This window comes from Enterococcus raffinosus, from assembly GCF_019175485.1.
GTDB classification, from domain to species: Bacteria; Bacillota; Bacilli; order Lactobacillales; family Enterococcaceae; genus Enterococcus_A; species Enterococcus_A raffinosus.
Genome location: NZ_CP072889.1, coordinates 1,107,980 through 1,130,555, shown reverse-complemented (window position 1 = coordinate 1,130,555; position 22,576 = coordinate 1,107,980). Strand labels below are relative to the sequence as shown.

17 protein-coding genes and 1 pseudogene are annotated in these 22,576 nt (G+C 39.2%); 5 read left to right on the top strand and 13 right to left on the bottom strand.

Annotated features, from left to right (window positions below):
• Positions 1 to 4: 4 nt before the first annotated feature.
• Entirely contained in the window at positions 5 to 700 is a 696-nt protein-coding gene (locus J9537_RS20035) for a ribulose-phosphate 3-epimerase (RefSeq protein ID WP_218257508.1), read from the bottom strand.
• A 279-nt stretch (positions 701 to 979) separates the two neighbouring features.
• Here J9537_RS20035 and J9537_RS20030 point away from each other — a divergent pair, with 279 nt between their 5' ends.
• The gene (locus J9537_RS20030; protein WP_218257507.1) at positions 980 to 1,729 is read left to right on the top strand and encodes a DeoR/GlpR family DNA-binding transcription regulator; all 750 of its coding nucleotides are present in this window, start codon (positions 980 to 982) and stop codon (positions 1,727 to 1,729) included.
• 33 nt (positions 1,730 to 1,762) lie between these two features.
• On the opposite strand, the gene dapF is transcribed toward J9537_RS20030, so the two are convergent.
• The 5 genes and pseudogenes from dapF to J9537_RS20005 all read right to left on the bottom strand — a co-directional run bounded on the left by dapF (position 1,763) and on the right by J9537_RS20005 (position 8,488).
• Positions 1,763 to 2,590: a diaminopimelate epimerase gene (gene dapF, locus J9537_RS20025; RefSeq protein ID WP_218257506.1), complete on the bottom strand. Its 828-nt coding sequence runs from the start codon at positions 2,588 to 2,590 to the stop codon at positions 1,763 to 1,765.
• A gap of 24 nt (positions 2,591 to 2,614) precedes the next feature.
• Positions 2,615 to 3,913: a diaminopimelate decarboxylase gene (lysA, locus tag J9537_RS20020; protein ID WP_218257505.1), complete on the bottom strand. Its 1,299-nt coding sequence runs from the start codon at positions 3,911 to 3,913 to the stop codon at positions 2,615 to 2,617.
• A 15-nt stretch (positions 3,914 to 3,928) separates the two neighbouring features.
• Positions 3,929 to 5,083, bottom strand: coding sequence for a M20 metallopeptidase family protein (locus J9537_RS20015; protein WP_218257504.1), 1,155 nt, complete (start codon positions 5,081 to 5,083; stop codon positions 3,929 to 3,931).
• Positions 5,084 to 5,404: 321 nt separating this feature from the next.
• Positions 5,405 to 6,949 (bottom strand): annotated as a pseudogene (locus tag J9537_RS20010) (IS1182 family transposase); the annotation flags it as partial.
• 144 nt (positions 6,950 to 7,093) lie between these two features.
• Complete coding sequence (locus J9537_RS20005; RefSeq protein ID WP_218257502.1) at positions 7,094 to 8,488, bottom strand: glycoside hydrolase family 1 protein; 1,395 nt, start codon at positions 8,486 to 8,488, stop codon at positions 7,094 to 7,096.
• Positions 8,489 to 8,674: 186 nt separating this feature from the next.
• Between J9537_RS20005 and celB the strand changes: the two genes are divergently transcribed.
• Both celB and J9537_RS19995 read left to right on the top strand, forming a co-directional pair.
• Complete coding sequence (gene celB / locus J9537_RS20000; RefSeq protein ID WP_218257501.1) at positions 8,675 to 9,946, top strand: PTS cellobiose transporter subunit IIC; 1,272 nt, start codon at positions 8,675 to 8,677, stop codon at positions 9,944 to 9,946.
• 99 nt (positions 9,947 to 10,045) lie between these two features.
• Positions 10,046 to 10,765, top strand: coding sequence for a GntR family transcriptional regulator (locus tag J9537_RS19995; protein ID WP_218257500.1), 720 nt, complete (start codon positions 10,046 to 10,048; stop codon positions 10,763 to 10,765).
• A 60-nt stretch (positions 10,766 to 10,825) separates the two neighbouring features.
• On the opposite strand, the gene J9537_RS19990 is transcribed toward J9537_RS19995, so the two are convergent.
• Genes J9537_RS19990 through J9537_RS19980 form a run of 3 tightly spaced genes read right to left on the bottom strand, consistent with a single transcriptional unit; the run spans position 10,826 to position 14,459 of the window.
• Entirely contained in the window at positions 10,826 to 11,065 is a 240-nt protein-coding gene (locus J9537_RS19990) for a hypothetical protein (RefSeq protein ID WP_010743720.1), read from the bottom strand.
• Complete coding sequence (locus tag J9537_RS19985) at positions 11,059 to 12,792, bottom strand: hypothetical protein (RefSeq protein ID WP_245001339.1); 1,734 nt, start codon at positions 12,790 to 12,792, stop codon at positions 11,059 to 11,061. The genes J9537_RS19990 and J9537_RS19985 overlap by 7 nt, the downstream gene beginning before the upstream one ends.
• A gap of 14 nt (positions 12,793 to 12,806) precedes the next feature.
• Entirely contained in the window at positions 12,807 to 14,459 is a 1,653-nt protein-coding gene (locus J9537_RS19980) for an LPXTG cell wall anchor domain-containing protein (protein WP_218257499.1), read from the bottom strand.
• Between the two features lie 623 nt (positions 14,460 to 15,082).
• Here J9537_RS19980 and J9537_RS19975 point away from each other — a divergent pair.
• Together J9537_RS19975 and J9537_RS19970 are read left to right on the top strand one after the other, a co-directional pair.
• Positions 15,083 to 16,714 (top strand): malolactic enzyme, encoded by a 1,632-nt coding sequence (locus J9537_RS19975; protein ID WP_218257498.1) that lies wholly within the window; start codon positions 15,083 to 15,085, stop codon positions 16,712 to 16,714.
• 138 nt (positions 16,715 to 16,852) lie between these two features.
• Positions 16,853 to 18,175 carry a 2-hydroxycarboxylate transporter family protein gene (locus tag J9537_RS19970; protein ID WP_218257497.1) on the top strand — a complete coding sequence of 441 codons (1,323 nt, stop codon included), beginning with the start codon at positions 16,853 to 16,855 and terminating at the stop codon, positions 18,173 to 18,175.
• 59 nt (positions 18,176 to 18,234) lie between these two features.
• Here the strand turns inward: J9537_RS19970 and J9537_RS19965 are convergent, their stop codons facing one another.
• The 4 genes from J9537_RS19965 to J9537_RS19950 all read right to left on the bottom strand — a co-directional run bounded on the left by J9537_RS19965 (position 18,235) and on the right by J9537_RS19950 (position 22,369).
• Positions 18,235 to 19,527, bottom strand: coding sequence for an MATE family efflux transporter (locus J9537_RS19965; protein ID WP_218257496.1), 1,293 nt, complete (start codon positions 19,525 to 19,527; stop codon positions 18,235 to 18,237).
• A gap of 152 nt (positions 19,528 to 19,679) precedes the next feature.
• Entirely contained in the window at positions 19,680 to 20,126 is a 447-nt protein-coding gene (locus J9537_RS19960) for a GNAT family N-acetyltransferase (protein WP_218257495.1), read from the bottom strand.
• Between the two features lie 120 nt (positions 20,127 to 20,246).
• Complete coding sequence (locus tag J9537_RS19955) at positions 20,247 to 21,782, bottom strand: MFS transporter (protein ID WP_218257494.1); 1,536 nt, start codon at positions 21,780 to 21,782, stop codon at positions 20,247 to 20,249.
• A gap of 53 nt (positions 21,783 to 21,835) precedes the next feature.
• The gene (locus tag J9537_RS19950) at positions 21,836 to 22,369 is read right to left on the bottom strand and encodes a PadR family transcriptional regulator (RefSeq protein WP_010743728.1); all 534 of its coding nucleotides are present in this window, start codon (positions 22,367 to 22,369) and stop codon (positions 21,836 to 21,838) included.
• Positions 22,370 to 22,576 lie beyond the last annotated feature (207 nt).

The window sequence follows — 22,576 nt, the reverse complement described above, 5'->3', positions numbered from 1 at the left end:
CTCCCTATCTGACTAATATCGATTTATTCACTGCTTCAGACAATAATTGACGATTTTCTGTCAACGTATTTCCTGCAATGAACAGGCTTGTACTTCCTAACACTAAGTTTGTCGCACCCGCATCTAACAAATCTGGAATTGTTACTAGTGAAACGCGCCCATCCACTTGAAGATCAACCGCTAATTCTTGCGTATCAATCAACTTACGAAGATCGGCAATTTTCTTTAAGGCGTAAGGAATCTGCTTCTCTGCCTTATTCGTCGCAAAGCCGGGATTAATCAACATTAAACACACACGATCAATCTCAGGTAAAATATAATCCAAAACATTTAGCGGTGTTGCCGGATTCAACGCTACCCCAACTTTTGTCCCTGTATTCTTGATTAATTGAATATAGCGATCAATATGCAAGCTCGTTTCCTGGTGGAAAGTGATTCCTTCAACACCAACCTTCAGCATCTCATTAATAAAAAATTCATTATCATTTGACATGATATGCACATCAAAGGCCATCGATGTGATTTCCCGCATTCGTTTAATCGTCTCGATTCCCAAAGGCATGCTTGGGCTAAACGACCCATCGATCACATCGATATGCAAAGTATCCATACCCACAGCTTCTAACTCACTGATACTTTTTTCTAGATTCACCAAATCGCCGCACATGATTGAAGGCGATAAAATGATTTTCTTTTCCATAAATGTTCTCCTCATTCATTTTAATGACACTACTATTCAATTGAACATTCTGCAGATTGTAATTGAAAGGTTTTGTAAACGTTGGTCGTTAGTAAAACAGTGTCCTTCATTTACAAGCTCATTGTAACCGCTTAACAAGTACAAGTCAACACAAACATGCAAATAAATTAATTCTATTTGCATGTTTGTGCACGTTAACTCGTATAACTATAGCTAACGTTGACATAAAAACGCATACATGGCATGATAAACAGGAGAAAACAAGAAGGAGTGCGCAAGATGTTAAAAGAAGAACGTCACCAGAAAATTGTCGATCTATTAAATATTGAACAAAAAGTTATCGCCAGCGATTTAAGCCAGCGATTCAACGTTTCAGAAGATACAATTCGTCGTGATTTGAAGGAATTAGATGGACAAGGTCTTTTAAAAAGAGTCCATAGCGGGGCTTTACGTGTAGGTCCTCCCATTACGGATTTTAATTATCGAGAAACTGTAGCTAGTGAACGAAAGAAAGAGTTAGCACAGAAAGCACTGCCCTTTCTAAAAGAAGACTCCGTGATCATTATTGATGGCAGTACAACAAACTTAGCTTTAGCCAAAGAAATCCCGCAAGACTTCCGGGCAACCATTATTACGAACAGCCCTCCGATCGCTATTGAATTAGCACAGCATCCGAATATTGAAATTATAAATATTGGTGGTGTTTTTTATAAGCAATCCATGATTAACATCGGTGTGCAAGCCTACAAGCAGCTGAGAAATATTCGCGCAGATCTTTACATTATGGGCATCTACAATCTAGATATAGATGCCGGGACCAGTGTTCCAACTACTCAGGAATCTGAAATAAAAAGAGAAATGATCCGTATCTCTACTGAAGTTCTTGGAATGATTACGAATGACAAATTTGGAACAATCAGCAACCATATTGTGGGACCGGTTGACGACCTCACTTATTTAATTTCTGAGGAAATTCCAGATAAGGTGCGTAAGGAATACAATAAGCAAAAAATTGTTCTGATCGATTAACTAAAAAAGATGACCAGATTCGGTCATCTTTTTTTACGCTAAGTCTTCATCCAATATTGTGCCTTCAGCCACGATATTGGTATCCCCTATTAAATAAAGTTCTTCGTTCACAACATTCACTTTTAGCTGTCCACCTAAAACCTCTATTACGACTGGATCCGTTGCAATTAAGCCTTTTTTTGTTAAGGCGTATGCCGTTGAACCTGTACCTGTTCCGCAAGCCAGCGTGAAATCCTCTACCCCTCGTTCATAGGTGCGCTCCACGACCGTTTGATCAGATAAAATATCATAGAAATTTACATTCGCTCCCTTTTCAAAAGCGGGATGATTTCTCAGCTTTTTAGCAAACTCAATAATTGTTTCTAATTCTGTCATTGCAAGATCCGGTATATGAACAACTAAATGAGGAATTCCTGGATTCCCCAATTCGACATAATCAATGCTGACCTCTTTTCCATCAACTAAAAGCTGCTTATCTGCTTCGAAAACAGTCGGAGAATTTAATTGTACACGATAGGTTCGAGTATCCAATCGTTCAGCGGGAACATTGCCAGCAATCGTTTCAATAACCATTTTATCTTTTGCTACTCCGGTCTCATAAGCCCAACGAGCAACACAACGAGCTCCGTTTCCACACATCTCTGCTTCAGACCCATCTGCATTAAAGAAGCGTGCATAAAAGTCGCCATCTTCACGAGCATTTTCAATTGCAATCAGTGTGTCTGCGCCAACTGAAATACGTCGAGTGCAAACACGCGCTGAAAAAATCGCTAATTGCTCACTAGAAAATTTTTGTTTTTGATTATCGATTAAAATAAAATCATTTCCAGCACCTTGCATTTTATAAAAAGGAACCTTCATGCTCTAGCCTCTCTTTCAGTGTTTCTAGTTTAAGAAACTTGGAATTTCTTCATTTTGAATAATTTGATCTAATGTTTGTCTTTTGACAATCAGTTCTGCCTTTCCTGCTTTTGTTAATACAACTGCTGGAATAGCAAGCTTATTGTAATTACTAGCCATTGAATACCCGTAAGCTCCTGTTGAGAAGGTAGCAAAAATATCTCCTGTCTCAACTATTGGCAACGCGATATCTTTCACTAAAATATCAGTATTTTCACAGGCTTTCCCTGAAACAGTCACTTTTTCGACAGCTTTTTCCTCAGCCTTATTCGCTAAAATCCCGGTGTATTCTGCTTCGTAAAGCCCTGGGCGGATATTATCTGTCATTCCACCGTCGATGCTGACATATTTCCGCAAACCAGGAAGCTCTTTGATCGCGCCAATTTTGTGCAAACTGATTCCTGCTTCTGCTACAATACTGCGTCCCGGCTCAATAACGACTGCGGGTTGAGAAAAATTCTCCTCCTCACAAAACGCTAAAACTTTCTCCATCATTGGATCAGTAAAATAGCTAAAAGGCTTCGGCTGATCCGCGTCTGTATAACGAACACCAAACCCACCACCAAAATTCAACTCTTTTACGGTATAAGCAAAGCGTTCTTTCACCATTTTAACCAAATCCAACGCGATAGCTACTGCAGCAAGGTGTGCTTGGTTATCAAATAATTGACTGCCGACATGAAAATGAAAGCCTAGAAAGTTCACTTCCGGTGTCTCAATCGCCTGTTGAATCTGCGGGAATAAAATCGCTTCATCAATCGGAATCCCGAATTTTGAATCCTTTTGCCCAGTCGAAATAAAGGAATGGGTCTGTACATTCACTTCCGGTGTAATTCGAAATAGAATGTCCACTGTTTTTTGTTTTTCTTTGGCAATCGCCGCAATCAGATCCACTTCCTGCAGACTATCAATGATGATTCGGCCAACACCATAATCAATCGCCATTTCCAGTTCTTCGATAGATTTATTATTACCATTCATTTCAATATGTTCAGCCGGAAAATCCCCTTTGATCGCTGTGTAGAGCTCTCCATCAGAGACAACGTCTAGAGAAAAGCCTTGCTGCTGAATAATTTTCAGCATCGCTAACGTAGAAAATGCCTTACTAGCAAATGCTACCCGAACATTTTCATACTTATCTACAAAATCTCGCTGCAGTTCTTGGCATTTTTCTTCAATCATCGTTTGCGAAAAAACATAAAGCGGTGTACCGAATTTTTCTGCCAAAGCAACTGTGTCACAGCCATCCCACATCAAATGTCCATTTTTTGTTTCAAATTCCATTGTAAGCCCCCTCAATTAGTTATCATTCAATCCAGCAATCAAATTTACATAGGTCTGAATTCCCAAAAGCAGATTTACTTCATCGAATTTCATCTTTCCACTATGTAGTGGATACGTATAGCCTTTTTCCTCATCTCGAATACCCAAGAAGAAAAACATCCCAGGAATTTCTTGCTGATACATCGAAAAATCTTCCGCAATCAAATATGGCGATGTTTCTACATAATAATCCGCCGCAACCTTTTCCAGCTTCTCAACCATTTTCGGATCATTATCCACCACCCGATACATATGGTTAAAATCAACTATTGCCTCGCAGCCATAGCCCTTCGCTATTTCTCCAGCCAACAGCTCCGTTCGACGAACCACCTCATCATAAACTTGATCATCAAAGGCTCTCATAGTTCCATGCAAAACGACTTCCTTCGCTACGATATTCATCGCTTCTCCGCCGTGAATCGTGCCGAAAGTCAAAACGACATTGTCTAAGGGACCAATATTTCTGGCTAAAATACTATTTAGCCCTGAAATGACGCCGCCTGCAGCAACAATCGCATCTTCTCCAAGCTGTGGCTGAGCACCATGAGTGCTGACTCCTTTGATCGTGATCGTCACCTCGGCATTACGAGCCATCATCGGTCCTGGCCGACAAGAAATTTTCCCCGCTGGCAAATCTGGAAAGACATGCAAACCAACGATTTCTTCTACACCTAATTTTTGCAAAATCCCCGTTTTCATAATCAATTCTGCGCCGCCAGGTCCTTCTTCAGCGGGTTGAAAGACAAAAACGAGTGTCCCCTGAACTTTTTCCGGGTGCTTATGCAAATAAGCGATAAACCCCAGTAACGTTGCCATATGACCATCATGCCCGCAAGCATGCATTTTCCCCGCTGTTTTTGAAGCAAACTCATAGCCTGTCTGTTCTTCGACCGGCAATGCATCAATATCTGAACGAAAAGCCAATGTTTTCCCTGGTTTTTCTCCTCGTAGGACTGCAATCGTACCTGTTTCAATGACTTCATACGTTTCACTGACACCATAGGATGCCAATTTTTTTCGAATATATGCAGCCGTTTGCTTTTCTTCCAAACCTAACTCAGGGATTTGGTGCAGCTCTCGACGCATGGTAGTAACTAACTCTTCTAGCTCTTTGACTTCCGTATCGATCATCGTCTCACTCATTTCCATAGAAATTCTTAGAATAATGCTCTTTAAATTAGAATCTCATTGATAGTTTCTCATATTATAGTATAGATTGCTTCTTTGGTCATCAATTTGTTTCGCAAATTTTCAGTATGTAGAAAGAAAACTTCTCAATTTTGTCTACTTAGAACGTTTGTGTTAAAACGCAATAAACTTTTCTTCTATTAATATAAAGAACTAGAGGCCGTGACATAAGTCATAGTCTTTAATAGGAAAAAATTGGCGTCCATAAATCAGTAAATGATTTATGGACGCCAATTTCTATGTACCCAAGGTGCCCAGCCGTTTCATTGCCGCTAACTTTCTCATATTCAATGCCATGATAAGGATGCCCGTTTCCTTTTTCATCTTTTCCATGCTTCGAACATGGTACCGAGTGAAATGCAAACAAGCCTTCATCCATCCAAAAACAGGTTCTACGTCAATTTTTCTTTGTGCGTAGATTTTTCCATTTTCAGGTTCTGAAAGCAAGGTGCGTTGTTTGGCTTTAAAATATTCTAACGAAGGATTGACCTTAATGATGCGTGTATTTCCCCCTTGGGTCAACGCTTCTTGAATCACTTCTTTGTTTTCTGTGTATTTCTCTGCTTTGTATTCTTTAAAATCTCGGACAAACCCATCGACTTTATCCGTCTCTGTTCTGTACGCATTGAAATTAAAACGAACACCTTTTGGATCAAGATAATAATCCTCTTGTTCGTTGTACGTCCAATTCATCACTTTTCGTTCGTCCGATTGCCACTTCTTACTCTGTTCTTTCAACATCGTTGAGTAAGGGATCAATGCAGTGTGGTTCGGTAGTTCATCTTCAAGGTACCGATAATTTTGTTCTGAACCATACCCTGCATCCGCGACAATATGCATTGGGAGGCGATTCGCCACGTTCAATTTTTTTATAAACGTGGGAAAGGTTTTGGTATCCGTTGGATTTTGATAGACATCATAACCCAAAATGAACTGATTACTGGTGGCTATTTGAAGATTGAACGCAGGTTTTAATTGCCCATTGCGCATAGGATCTTCTTTGACACGCATAAATGTGGCATCGTTATCTGTTTTTGAATAGCTATTGCGGGCACCACAAATAACTAAGCGCTGTTGATGATCGACCATTTTTTCACGCCGTTCATTTAGTTTTCGTGTTTGTGCTTTTAATAAACGGCGCTGCTGTTTGGCTGGATTTGGTGAAACCTTTCTGGTTTCAAGTACTTCTTGTTCCAATTCTTCTAGCCGTATTTCCAACCTCGTCAGTACTTCATCTATCATATCTAATGTGAGTGAGGTTCCTTCAGGAACGTGACTCGCTAAATGTGCCTCTTTCAGTTCAGACATCAAAGAGACGATCTGCTCACGATTCATTTTGTCATAGTTGAGCGTGGTCTTTTTCCAAACAAAACTGTATTTATTGGCATCTGCGAGGAGCTTCGTTCCATCGATAAAAATCGAATCATTAATCAATTGTCGCTCTCTTAAATAATGGACCAACGAATCCAACCCTTTTTCGATCAATGTTTCTAACTCATTGGAAACACGAAAGCGGGCAATGGTTCGATAGGTAGGCATCTGTTCTTGGGTCAACCAACGAGCCGGTAGGCTTTCTTCTGCCAACTGTTCAATTTTCCGACTGCTAAACACACTACGGGTATAGGCAAAAAGAACCAGTTTTAACATCGCACTCAAATCATAGTTCCGGGGACGACCAAAAAGATAGGAATCCGTGATTTCAAGAGATTCAACGAGTTCATTAATAAACCAAGCAGTGCTGTCTTTTTTTGGAATATAAGAAGTTGTGATATCTAAAGTGAGTTGATTCATGTTATAATTTGTATGCATGATTTTGATCCTTTCGGGGATTGAATGATTTAGAGTACGGGTGCTACCGTACTCTTTTATTTTACCCAAAAAGCACTAGAAAAGGACGTTTTTACGTCGTTTCTAGTGCTTTTTTTTGAGACTTATGTCACAGCCTCTAGTTCTTTATTCTGTAAAGCCATGATTATCCGCTACGGTTTTAAACCAGTGACCGGATTTTTTGATCGTTCGCTTGCCATCATTTTTTATATCCACCGAGATAAAGCCATATCGATTTTTATAGGCATTGGTCCATGACCAATTATCCATGCAAGTCCACATATGATAACCTAAACAATTGGTTCCTTCTTGAATCGCTTGATGAACATATCTCAAATGGTCTGAAACAAACTCAATGCGATAGTCATCCTCAATCTGACCATGCTCGTTAATGTAACGCTCTTCGCCTTCGACACCCATCCCATTTTCAGAGATGAAACAACGAATATTTCCGTAATTTTCTCGTACATTCGTCAAGATATCATAGATGCCTTTTTCATAAATTTCCCATCCACGATAAGGGTTGATTTTTTTATCTGGCATATCATAATAATCAAAATAATCATCAGGCATGGGGCCATGTGTAGGATCAACCAGTGTTTCCTTTGCTTTGATCCGTCTCGGTTGATAGTAATTAATTCCCAACAAATCAACCGTATTATTTTTGATGATTTCCAAATCTCCCTCCTGTATCTCTGGCACGATCCCTAAATCCTTCACCACTGCAATTAATTCTTTAGGAAACTCACCCTTCACTGCAGGATCTAGAAAAGAACGATTGAAAAAGGCATCTGCCATTTGAGCCGCTTTTACATCTGCTGAATTGTCCTCATCCCTTGGATAACTAGGAGTTAAATTCAAAATAATACCAATTTCTCCAGCTAGTCCCATTTCATGATAAGCATGTATCGCCTTTGCGCTGGCCAAATTTTCGTGATACCCCACCATCACGGCTTCCTCCATAATGACATGGTTCGGATAATGAAATTGATAAAGATATCCGCCTTCCACCGGAACAATTGGTTCATTATGCGTAAACCATTTTTTTACACGATCACCAAATAACTCAAAGCACGTTTTCGCATAAGCTACATAAGCATCAACCGTCTCTCGATTTGTCCATCCACCTTTTTCTTGAAGTGCTAAAGGCATGTCAAAGTGAAATAGATTTATAAAAGGTTCGATCCCGTTTGCTAAAAGCTCATCAATATAACGATTATAAAACCTAACCGCCTCTTGATTGACATCTCCCACCCCGTCTGGAATCAAACGACTCCATTGAATAGAGGTTCGGAATGAATTATGACCCGTCTGCTTCATCAGGTTCACATCTTCTTGAAATCGTTCATAAACTCGAGAGGCCTTATCAGGACCTACTCGATCAAAAAACTTCTCAGGCTCTATTTTGTACCAATGATCCCAAATATTTTCACCCTTACCATCTCCCTCGAATCTTCCCTCTGTCTGTGGTCCACTTGCTGACGATCCCCACCAAAATTTTTCTGGAAATGTATACTTCATCGTTTCTTCCTCCTAAATTTCAACATCTATTCTGCTTCGAAACAAAATGACTCTTTATTTCTCTTGTCAATCATAAACAAATTAAAAATAAAAATCAATCATTTTAAAACTATGACTAGACATAATTTCGTAATCGTGTTAAATTATACCTGTAATCGATTACAAAAAATTTAAGAGGTGAATAGAATGAATGGGTTTATGGATAAACTGGCGGAGAAAATCATGCCCCTCGCAAATAAGCTAGGACAAAATCGCTACTTAACGGTATTAAGAGACGCATTTATGTTGTCATTTCCACTGACCATGTTTGGTTCAATCGTGGTTGTTATTAACAACCTGCCCTTTTTTAACGACGCTACTAAAGGAATGTTATCTGAACTCTTTGGTAACGGTCAAAATGCGACGATGAGCATCATGTCTGTGTTTGTTACATTTGGGATTGGCTATTATTTATCAGAATCATATGAAGTAGAAGGAATTTTTGGTGGCGCTGTTTCTTTCGCCAGCTTTCTAATTTTGACACCTTTTGTAATGAGTCTAGAAAATGGTGAAGAACTCGGCGGTGTTCTTTCATTGGATCGGCTTGGTGCAAAAGGGATGTTTATTGGGATGATCGCCGCATTTATCGCAGCCGAAATCTACTGCCGAATTACTAAAAGAGGGTGGCAAATCAAGATGCCTGATGGCGTGCCGCCTGCAGTAACAAAATCATTTGCTGCTTTAATTCCTGCCGTTATGACACTTACTGTTTTCTTAATTGTCAATGCAATTATGACAGGCGTTTTCCATGCAAACTTACATGATGTTATTTACGAAGTGATCCAAAAGCCTTTGACAGGTCTTGGCAGCAGCCTACCCGCTACACTATTGGCTCTTTTCTTAGTACAATTTTTATGGTTCTTTGGTCTTCACGGACAAATTATTGTCAATTCAGTGATGGATCCAATTTGGAATACCTTAATGCTAGACAATCTGGAAGCTTATAAAGCGGGAGATCCGTTGCCTCACATCATCTCAAAACCATTTATGGAAACTTTTACTGTAGGACTGGGAGGTTCTGGTATGACCTTGGCTGTAGTTATTTTGATGGCCTTTGTCTTGAAGAAAAAACAATACCGTGATGTGGGTAGACTAGCTCTTGCCCCTGGGATTTTTAATGTGAATGAGCCGGCGATCTTTGGCTTGCCGATCGTATTAAATGCGACCATTTTGATTCCTTGGGTGTTGGCTCCTCTGGTCGTTACGACTATTAATTATCTAGTCATGGCTGCCGGTATCGTACCTCCACCAACCGGTGTTTCTGTTCCGTGGACTGTCCCTATCGTCGCCAGTGGTATTTTGGCTACAAATTCTTGGTTAGGAGGGGCATTACAAGTCCTTGATTTCATTATCGTCGGCTTTATTTGGTATCCTTTCCTACGCATTCTCGACAAGCAGCCGAATTTCGATATTGAATAATGAATAGTAAGTTAAGATAGACCTAAAAAGTTTGTCTTAACTTTTTTTATTTATTGTATAGACATTTAAACTTAGGTATAATCATATCGAGGTGATTACATGCCAAAATACGAAGAAATCGCTAATACATTACGAAACCGAATAAAAACCGAGACGTATCCTGCTGGCTCCTTATTACCAAAGCAAATCGAATTGGTGAAGGAATTTTCTGTCAGTCGCATGACTGTTCAAAAAGCCCTAGAGATTTTAACTCTAGAAGGATTGATTGCATCAAAAAAGGGAGTTGGGACAACCGTTCTACACCATCCTTTTTTAACAAAAGACACTTCAGCTTTATCCTACTATGAGGGGCTTAGCGCTGAAATGGAAAAAGCCAATCGAAAATTGGAAAGCCGTATCATCGAGTTTAATGTTGAGTTTCCCGATACAGCAATTCAAGAAAAATTGCATATATCTGAGGAAGAACCCGTCTATAATATCATTCGTCTAAGAGTATTAGATGATAATCCTTTCATTTTGGAACACACTTATATGCCGATCCAGGCTGTTCCTAACCTGAAAAAGGAGATTATTGAATCCTCAATTTATCAATACATCAAAAATGATCTTGGTATAAAAATTACCGGTGCTTACCGAACAATTCGAGCGGATAAAAGCTCTGAATACGATCAAAAGTATCTAGATTGCGCAGTAGACGATCCTGTTCTGGAAATTCGACAGATCGCCTATCAGCAAAATGGGGACCCCATCGAATATTCCCGCAGCCGAAATCGTTTTGATGTTCGCGATTATTCTTTCCTAGATATGAAAGGAAATTAGGCCGCAGCAAAAAGACCATAGGAGTAAGTTCCTAAGGTCTTTTTCTGCGAAAGCTTTTCTTTACCACCTTCCACGCTTAAGCCTCGCTTTATTCACATATCGCTTCGCGTTTTCAGGGATGCGTTCAGGAGAGTCGTCAGTATCAACCTCCCAAGGATAAAGTCCGGCTTCATTTTTTTCATAATTACTAAAGTCTAAAGAAGCTGGCTTTTTCTTATGTTCCTCTTTTTTTCGTAATCGTGTAATTAGATAGGAAACAGCGATCAAAGCTAAAGCAATAAAACGAATTGTTCCTACCATAGTTTCTTCTCCTCCATTTCATGAAGCCTAAAATTAATCAATCCCGACAAAAAATGTTCCGCATCATCAATTCTCATCCTAAATCGATCATGCCTTGCAAAAAAACCATAGCTGATTTTACTAGGTTTTTTGAAAAACTGAGCAAACTCTGGAAACATGACCCCAGTGGATAATTCATGCTGGACTCTTTTTTTCATCACAGCGTTTATTCGATCCTTTACCGCTAAAAACTCTTCCTCCTTTTGAAAAATCATTGGTTTCATTTCACTGACCGCAAGCTTGTTCACCATCTTTGAAGCAGCCACCAACAACTCCAACATAGTTGGGTAAGCAGTATCTCTTTTATCAATGAAGCGAATATTTCCTAATGCATTGTTTAATCCAAAACGATAATACTCCTTTTTTTCTTGATATTTTAAAAATTCGTTGGTGGCGTAGCTTAACCAATGATCGTGGTATTTTTGATAGTCATTTTCGATAAACTGCTTCATTAGTGCCTCGCAAGTTCTTAAAATCTTCTCTTCTCTAAATATCCCATATGCGCGAAGCAAAGCGAAAAGAATTTCACCATCATAATAAACAATTCTGAAAGTTTCTTTAATCGACAGATCTTCATTTAATACATGAATCGTTCGATTGTCCTTAGTCATAAATTTATCTTCAACAGACATAATCAATTTTTTCAAAAATGAATTAAACTGGGTGTCTCCTGTCACTTCAGTATATTTTGCAATTGCTAGAATTGCCGTTGCTTGAGCGCCTAGTTTATATTCAATCCTCGTATTTAAGGGCTCCCCTACCATTGTATAACCATGAATAGTTGACGTTAACTGTTGAATTCCCCAAAGAATTCCTTTGCTTAAATCGCTATATACACTTTCGGCCTTTAAGTATTGTGCAGCTTCACATAATGCATACAAAGAGGAAAAGTGACGGACCGAATTATAGCCTTTGATTTCCTGATCATAGCAAGGAAAATAACCATAAATGAATTGGCCGCTGGAGGTTAACTGATTTTTTAAATAATCTGTCCCATGATGAATCACTAAATCAGTCATTTCTGCTAAATTTGAATACGTAATTGCTCTGACACGATTACCATTTCCATAATCCTTTAGAGAATAAGCTTGATCGGCCTCAAAATAGAAGGCCTGAGTCTCAAATATGTAAATAACCGCTTGTTCTAGGTAACTTAAATCAGAGTCTCTTTCTCCATACTTTCTTTTCACATAGCCGCGATAATTTTGTTCATTAATTGATAGTTCAGGAAGATTTCGTCCCACTCTATGTTTTTTGCTTGGTTTTAAAATAGCATTTCCAGTTAATTCCTCCATTAAAAAACTACGCTGTTTTTTTCCTACGACTCGAAAATTGAAATCCCCGTAGTTATTTCTTTTAATACGACCTATCACTTCTTTCAACTCTTCAAAACTTACAAGCTTTTCCTTAGTCAGTATATCAACTCTGAAATAGCTTTTTTGATCGAGCTTCTTTTCATTATAATAAGCTAAAAAATCACTCCAAACATTTTCATGAGTTTCTCCATATATTTCATTAACTTGCCCTCGGTTATCAAATTCTCCCCAGCTTACAATAATCAAAGGTTCCACGTTTTCTTGTTTATTTTTTTCCAGAATATTTCTTACACTTTGAAATCGATTCTCAATTGTATAAATAGACAAACGATCACCCCATAATTGGTTGATGAAGAAGCGATACTTCTTCATCAACCGTCGATTAATTAGTTTTCTTTCTTATTTTTTCTAAATTTCCATATGCCTATACCAGTAACAAAGGTGGCCAGAGCACCTAAAGCTGTTAACGCGCCACTTTGCTCTTCACCAGTTGCAGGGTACTGTTTCGCACTGCTTGTATAGCCGGACCCTGTACCACCGCCACTGGAAATATAACCACTACCGCCAGAGCTACGTGGAGGTGTCCCAAGATTATCTGCTAATAGAGCCACTGCTCTATCCCGATCGGCATCAGCATCGGCGTCAGCATCAGCATCGGCGTCAGCATCGGCATCAGCGTCGGCATCAGCATCGGCGTCAGCATCGGCATCAGCGTCGGCATCAGTTTCATCATCATCCGGAATGATCGCTGGCGTTGGAAGACTAGGAATATTGTTTTGATCGTAAGCAATTAATTCGATTTCATCTAACGCATCAACATCGTCTGCAGAAACTAGAATCGTAAATCTACCCGTGCCATCTGTTTGACCTTCAGCTATTAATACATCGTCTTTGTAAATTCTAACTATAGTATTCGGATCTGCGTAACCAGTAACTTCATAACCAGTTGATGAACTTCCTGTAACTGCGACATCATAGGGAGCAGTTACAGTCGCGGCTCTATAATAGATTGGCGTGTAGCCATCATTTCCAGATGCGATATTAATAGAAAGTACATTCGACTTGACAATAGTAGCCAAGAAGCCAGCTTCATAAGGATTATTCATATCTATTCCTTGATTGACTAAATCTTGATAAACAGGATCTGTAATGGTTGTAGGAAGTATGATTGTTGTTTGTCCTAAAACGCTAGCATCCACAAGATCGCCTAGTAATGTTGACCCAACATTTACCAGTGCTTCTGCAGTCTCAAATGTCGCGTTAAAAACTGGTTTGATCGTTAGGTTTAATGTCTGATTCAAAAGTGCTGCGCCCGTTCCAGTTATCGTTAATGCCTGAACTGCATTGTCCAAATCCGTCAATACTTCAATTAAATCTTGTCTAATAATTGTTTCTAATACCCCATCTAGATCGGCATAAATGTATTGATCTCCTTGCGCTTGTAATTGCAAAGCGACATCTGCCGCTGTCAGGCTACTCAAACTTTGTAGTTGATTTAGCTGAGAATATACGTCATCCAAATTGATATTAAGCAATGGATTTGAATTGATCAATGCATTGATTGAATTGATCAGAGTGGTTGTCGCACCATTGACAATTGAAAATAATGGAGCCAAGCCATTTTCTGGAAGTAATATATTTGTTGAAAACGTTCCCGTACCATTTGGTGTTACGTGGCCTCTTAACCCTTCAGGGACGGCCAATACAGCACGTCTATTCCCAGGAATAAGACTTAGATCAATACCACTGTCTGCCGAGATAGTAAAATCTACATTTCTACTAGCATTCTCAATTGGAAAAGGGTTCGCAATGCTTGTTCCACTTGAATTAGAAGAGGTTAAGTTGCTAAACAATTGACCATCTATAAGCGCTGCATAGGCCTTAGTTGACTCGATTGAAAAAAACGGAGTTACTACAGAAACAGGTGCTAAACTTAATAAAACACCCGCTGCAACAGAAGTTCCTACATAGACATATTTTTTGGATCGTCGCCTCGCACGAGCTTTTTGATCCATCAGTTTTCGATAATCCTTTCTCATCGTAAATCCCCCTAAAAATTTGATGAATTGATTTCTTTGCTGGCGCCAGCAAAAAGAGCCTACTTAAGTTAAGTGAAATCTAACAACAAATTAAAAATCAACCTAGAAAAATGCTTTGCAACAAATAACACGTTTATCCTTTCTGTCAACAATTTTTAGGAGACCCTTATTATATTTTTTTGCATATCTGCGTTATGTTATTCTATTGTTTAGAATTAAATCTTCCAAAAGATGATTTAGTTAAAATATTATCTTTTATTATTAAACTATTTGCTTCTAATAAACGGTATTAAAAAAAGCTCCTTTTTATATTAGTTATTTTAAAATCCAACTTGCATCATATTTAAATAAAAAATCCTATTGGAACGGTGCTTTTCTTAAATTTCTACATAAAAGAAAAAATTGACGACTCATTTTATTTTTTTGCAAAGGTATTCAAAAATAATCTTTTATTTTTTTCAAATTCAGGATAAGCGAACAAATCTTTTCGTTTCCATACATTCATTAACAAGATAATCAAAACCTCTCATATAAACAATATTTATTGTTACCCAATATTTTGACTATAAACTTCCTCTCCTTTTATACTGCGCTAGCAATCAAATTTATAGGAGGATTTATTTATGCTTAAAGGTTTAAACCTATTGAATAATCCCTTTTTAAACAAAGGGACTGCTTTTACAAAAGAAGAACGGACAAAATATGGCATCACAGGGATGCTTCCTAGCACTGTTCAAACACTTGAACAACAATCTGTTCAAGCTTATGGACAATACCTAAGCAAACCATCTGATTTAGAAAAACGTATTTTCTTAATGAACATCTTCAACACAAACCGTACATTGTTCTACAAATTAATGGGGCAACATTTAGTTGAATTCATGCCAATCGTTTACGATCCAGTAGTTGCGGATTCCATCGAACAATACAACGAAATCTTCGTTGAACCACAAGACGCTGCTTTCTTATCAATCGATGATCCAGAAAGCATCAAAGACAGCCTAAAAAACGCTGCAGACGGCCGTGACATTCGCTTGATCGTTGTGACTGATGCAGAAGGCATTCTAGGAATGGGAGACTGGGGTGTTAACGGTGTAGATATCGCGATTGGTAAATTGATGGTCTATACTGCTGCAGCTGGTATCAATCCTGCACAAGTATTACCTGTTTCTATTGACGCTGGAACAAACAATGAAACATTATTGAATAATCCACTTTATTTAGGGAATCGTCATGCACGTGTTGAAGGCGATACTTACTATGACTTTATTGACCAATTTGTTGAAGCTGCAACAGATCTTTTCCCTGAACTGCTATTACACTGGGAAGACTTTGGTCGGGGCAATGCCGCTAACATTTTAGAAAAATATCAAGACAAGATCACCACTTTTAACGATGACATTCAAGGGACTGGTATTGTCGTACTTGCTGGTGTTCTAGGCGGATTGAATATTTCTGGCGAAGCATTGAAAGACCAAACAATCTTAACCTTTGGTGCTGGTACCGCAGGAGTTGGTATCGCAAATATTTTATTAAAAGAAATGGTTCGCCAAGGAACACCGGAAGAAGAAGCACGCAAACACTTCTACCAAGTCGACAAACAAGGACTATTGTTTGAAGATACTGAAGGCTTGACACCTGGTCAAATCCCATTTGCTAGAAAACGTGCTGAATTTACAAACAGCGAAGCATTAACAAACTTAGAAGCCGTGGTAAAAGAAATACATCCGACAATTATGATCGGTACATCTACGCAACCTGGAGCTTTCAGTGAAGCAATCATTAAAGATATGGCTGCCCACACTGCTCGTCCAATCATTATGCCTTTATCAAATCCAACAAAATTAGCTGAAGCGACAGCAAAAGATTTGATCGAATGGACAGATGGTAAAGCATTAATCGGAACTGGGATTCCTGCTGATGATGTTGAATACAATGGGGTTACTTATCAAATTGGTCAAGCAAACAATGCTCTAATGTACCCTGGCCTAGGTTTAGGCTTGATCGCTTCAACTTCTACTCGCGTAAACGATGAAATTATTTCTCAAGCAAGTCGTGCATTAGGCGGTATCGTTGATGTGACAAAACCAGGAGCATCTATCTTGCCTCCAGTAGCAAAAATTACTGAATTTTCACAAATCATTGCTGAAACAGTCGCAAAATCTGTTGTTGATCAACAATTAAACCGTGAGGAAATCACTGACGTCAAAGCCGCTGTCGAAGCTGCTAAATGGGTTCCTGAATACCAAGATTAATCCAAACCATTCACCCCTCTCTTATTGCTTGGTTTATTAGATAAATAGAAACACTCTCTGAATACGGGAGTAGATAAAATGCTACTCCCGTTTTTATAGGATTAAACATCGCTTTACTAAAGAAAGGATCTTTTATTAATGGCACAAAAAGAAACATCAACTGCAATGCCAGTTGAAGAAAAAAAGACCAGCTTCTGGTCAACAAAAATCTCCGGTGTTAGCCTGCCTATTTACTTGATCATGGTCGTTGTTTTGATCGTAGCCATGGCCTTAGGCAAATTACCAACGAATATGATTGGGCCAATCGCTATCTTAGTTATTTTTGGGAACTTATTTCATTTTATTGGGAACAAAATTCCTATCGTCAAGAGTTACTTAGGTGGTGGATCTGTTTTTGCGATCTTCGCCTCTGCAGCGATTGCAACCTTTGGTATCTTACCTGATGCTGTTGTTAAATCGACAGAAAACTTTGTAACCAATATGGGCTTTTTGGATTTTTACATTGCCGCTTTGATTACAGGTAGTATTCTTGGGATGAACCGTAAATTATTGATGAAAGCTTCTGTTCGTTTTATTCCTGTCGCTCTTATTTCAATGGTTGTTTCTTTCTTCGCCGTAGGAATCGTCGGCATGCTGATCGGTAATGGTTTTGCTAATTCTGTTTTATACATCTCATTACCCGCTATGGCTGGTGGTGTCGGTGCAGGTGCCGTTCCATTATCAACAATTTATGCACATGTTCTAGGAACGGATGCTTCATCCATTATTTCTCGTTTAATTCCTGCAACAGCGATGACGAATGTTTTAGCAATTATCGGTGCCGCTTTAGTTTCACGTGCAGGCCAGTCGTTACCAAAATTAAACGGTAATGGTAAATTAATGGAAAAAGGCGACCTTGGAGATGGTAAACCTCGAGAAGTAAAACCCGACATTGCTCAGCTTGGTGTTGGCTTGATGGTTGCGCTATCCTTCTTCATCTTAGGGCAAATCTGTAACTTCTTTGTTCCAAAAATTCATGCTTATGCCTTCATGATTATCATTGTCGTAATTTGTAAAATTACGAATATCCTACCTGAATATTATGAAGATGCAGCCATCATGTTCAACAACTTAATTGTTAAAAATCTTACTGCCGCAGTTCTTGCCGGTATCGGTATTGCTTTGCTGAACTTAAATGTTTTGGCCTCTGCTTTAACCTGGCAATTTGTTGTTTTATGTTTAACCAGTGTGGTTGTTATTTCACTTGTTTCTGGATTTGTAGGCCGTTTGTTTGGACTATACCCAATCGAATCAACAATCACCGCTGGCTTATGTAACAACTCGATGGGCGGAACAGGAAACGTAGCCGTATTATCTGCTGCAAACAGAATGGAATTAATCGCCTTTGCTCAAATGGGTAACCGTTTAGGTGGGGCTCTTGTATTGATTATTTCAGGATTCTTAATGCAACTGTTCTCATAAACACGCTCTCCACAAAAAAATCAGCGATAGCCTTATAAGGTTATCGCTGATTTTTTTGTTTACATTCTTGTAGGGCTAATGTTTGTTTTTCGATACTGCTGTAAAAAGTAAAAGGAAAATAGCAACGTCAGTCCTTCAGTGATTGGCAGGCTGACCCAAGCACCCGTCAGCCCCAAAATTCCCGCGAGTACAATTACCAATGGTACTAAGAAAAAGTATCCACGAAACAACGCTAGTGCAAAGGCTTGTTTGGCATGACCAATGGCAGAAAAGAAAATACTGAATACTAAATTTAATGACGAGCCAAATAAAGACAAGAAGAAAATTGGAATGCCGTACGCCGCTAACTGAATCAGCATCGGATCATTCTCACGGTTAAAGGCAGAGATGATTGGATACTTAAGGAAAAACAGAATCAGATAGAGTGCAACTGCCATCACAAAGCTGGTTCTTAAGCCAAAATTCAATGTATTTTGAACAGTCAGCGTCTCTTTTTTGCTTACGGCGCGGCTTATCAAGGGTTGAATTCCCTGTGCAACGCCAGTGAATAAGGACAGAGCTACAACGAGAATATTCGCTAGTACGCCGTAAGCAGCAATGGCGATATCCCCTCCTAAGCCAGTCAGTACTTGATTAAAAACCAAAATACTCACCCCAGTACTCATTTCTGCGAGAAAAGAAGAAAGCCCTAGTTGAATACTCTTGATGATTGTCATAAATTGAGGCCTCACCCAGCTCAGCGAAATTCGCCGTTTCGAAAAATTTCGATGGGTGCTTAAGATAGCCAAACTGAGCACAGGGGACAATACCGTTGCCAACGCGGCTCCAGCCATGCCCATATTCAGTGGAAAAACGAAAATGTAATCAAAAATCATGTTAAAAATACTGGAGCAAATCATGGCCTTCATAGCCAGTTGCGGATTTTGATCATTTCGAATAAATGCCAAACACAGATTATTGATGATAAAAAATGGTGCCATCATCAAAATGAAACGCATATACATCGTCGTCAAATCTACCGTTGCTCCGCTAGCTCCTAATAATAGCGCCAAGAATCGGCTAGAAAAGAGACCCATTAGCGTAAAAATCAGTCCAATGATCCCACCGACAATTAACAGTTGAGAAAAATAGTTCCCTTTTCCACCCTTTAACGCAAAAAGTGTCGCTCCGCCCATCCCCAGCAACAGACCAAGCCCAGTCAGCAGATTAAATAAAGGCATAGCGATATTCAAGGCAGCTAATCCCAGCACCCCTACTCCATTTGCGATAAAAAAAGTATCCGCTAAAATATACAACGACAAGCCCAACGTGCTTAACACACTGCGAGTAACGTACCCTTTGATCTCATTCATTTGATTCCCTCCACAAAAAAATAGCATCCTACCCTCCATTGGCCTAATGGGTAGACTGCTACTCAAAACAAAACCCGGCGATTTTGCTAAAAGTTCTTCATATTTTCCATTCATTTTAGCAACGAATCACTGAAAAGGCAATCATATATTTATTAAACCTCCAAATACATGATACGTTCCCCATTTTCAGGATCATATTGATGACTGTCAATAAAACCGAAACGCTGATAATAAGGAATTATTTTTTTATTTTCCTCATGAACACTTAAATAAATCCGCTTAATCAAATAATGTGCCTTCATATAATCAATCAGTAACGGTATAAAAAGACCACCATAACCATTTCTCTGAAAGCGCGCATCGATCATCAAGCGATCTAGCCACATGCTTTCATCTCGTTTGGCACCAATCATGGAAAAGCCAACAAGTTGGTTCTCATCATATAGCGCCAATGGTCGCCAATTTAGCGAAACATCGTACGCAGCCTCTAGCAAGGATTGCCCATTACTTTCGATAAACTCTTCCTGATTTTTCGCTACAGAGAGCGCCACAACTGCTCGCCAATTTGTCTCATCTATGTCTTTGATTATTAGATTCAACCTCTGTTCCCTCCTTCATAGATAGTTAATCTTATAAAACACAATAGCAAAAAAAAAGTAAGAACGTCAAAAAACAGCCTCCGATAAAATCGAAAGCTGTTTAAGACCACAATGAAATTTTTACTCAATAACTTCTTTACGCTCTCGCATAAAAATCGCCGCACCAACTGCACCGATCAAAACAATCGTTCCAGCAACATAACAAATTTGGATCAATCCTTTGTCAAAAGCATTGACTACAACCTTTTGCAATTCATGGGCAAACGGCGCCTTACTTAACGCATCAGAAAAAGCAAGTTCATGACCAGAAAATGGCCCTGCTTTGATTAAGGCGTTGGTTAGTTTTTCAGGCAAATGCATGGCTGTCGCATGTTGATTCACAACAGCCGCATAGCGATTGGCTTCGACTAATCCTAAAATCACTACCCCAAAACTGGTTCCGAATTGACGGAAGACATTCAATAACCCAGAAGCCATTCCCATCTCTTCAGGAGCCACCCCTTCTAATCCAGCAGAATTCAACACCGGATTAACAATTCCATTTGCGATTCCAATCATTACAAGCGTTGGCCACAATTGAGCATAGCCCATTGTTGGTGACAATTGACCAATCAAAAAGAGAAATCCAGCACCGCTGACTAATAGTCCTGCCACGATCATCCACTTTTTAGAAAATTTATTGCCGAGAATTCCAACGACTGGTCCTAAAATTAATGACCAAACAGACAAGGCTAATTGGCGGATACCTGTGTCAAAAGCGGACCAACCGATATAATTTTGCATAAGCACAGTCAGATACGTATTAAAAGCATAGATTCCTGAACCTAAGGCAAAAGCGACTAAAACAGAGCCAATGAAATTGATATTCTTGAACATCTTCAAGTTCATCATCGGATATTCAACTTTTGATTCAGCAAAAATGAATAGCGCTAAAAGAACAACGGCCAAAAGCAGCCAACCGCCTACTTTAGGGTTTGTCCAGTTCAAGCTGATATGGGTTTCTTTTTGAATCAATCCGTAGATCCCGCTGAATAATGCCGCTGCCGATAGAAGCATTCCGATAAAATCAATTTTATGGTCTCTTCCATAGCTGGGTGTTTCATTGACATAACGAATCGTCATTAAAACCGCAATAATTCCGATTGGCAAGTTAATGAAAAAGATCGATTCCCAGCCAAACGCGTCCACTAGCAATCCTCCCACTAAGGGACCGGAAGCAGAGGATAAGCCAATAACTGAACCTAGTATTCCTAAAGCTAGCCCACGCTGCTTGCCATCAAAGTTAGAAGCAACTAGAGCCATAGATAAGGACATCATCCCTGCTCCTCCAATCGCTTGCACACCACGACCAATATCTAAAATGAGTAATGACGGTGCAAAACCGTTCACTACAGAAGCAATGACAAATAAAATTAAACTAGCTAAAAAGACCTTTTTCCGGCCATACATGTCTCCCATTTTTGACACGATCAATAAAGTGACCGCAAAAACTAAGGTATACGCATTTAATACCCATTGCAATTGGGTAAAAGGTTCATTGAAGGCCTTTTGCATTGTTGGTAACGCCACATTCACTACGGTAACGTCCAAAAGTCCCATAAAGACGCCCAAAGACATCGCGACCAATGAAAACCATTTTTTTGAAGAATTTTCCATAATTGTTAACACTCCTACTAGCTATAAATATCCATTGCTTGATCGATCATCCTTTATTTCCGATCAGCAATTTGTTTCTTGATCCACGTTAATTTTGTCAAAGCGAGTTGAATATCTAGTTCATAAGCCTCTGCCAGAACTCGGAAGCGCTCCACATTTTCTGGAAAACGTGCTTGATACTCTACCATATCCGCTTGGGCTTTTTGATAGAAAGCCAAGTCCTTTTCAATAAATAATTGAAACTCCTCTAAAATATTCAGCTGTTCCGATCGTGTCACACTATCTAATGAGCGCAGCTTAAAATGAATCATGTCGTTGCGTTTCGCATCAGAAGGGATTTTTTCTTTCATCAGCTCAATAAAGCGATCGACGCCTTTTGTGGTAATATGCCACATTTTCATCTTTCTTCCGTCTTCATAGATGGTAGAAGTGACAAGGCCCTCCTTTTCTAATCTTTCTAATGAAGGATACAATACACCGCTGGAAACTTTACGCATTGGCTGTAAAGCAGAGCCCACGATTTTTTGTAGTTTATAGCCGGTCTTATCCCCTGAAATCAATGAACCCAAAAGTAGTAAATCGTACATGTAATCCTCCCTACCGATAAATATGTTTCAGTCTTTTAGATATATCAACGTGCTAATTATAGGTCTTTTAGACATATTGTCAACAGAAAAGTTTTCCCCTTGCAATCTTTAAAAATAATCTAGCCCCAACAAAAAAGCTCGCGCTTCTTTTCATTAAGAAGGCAAGCTTTTCTCAAATTAGGTTGAATCTAACTATTTAAGCAACAG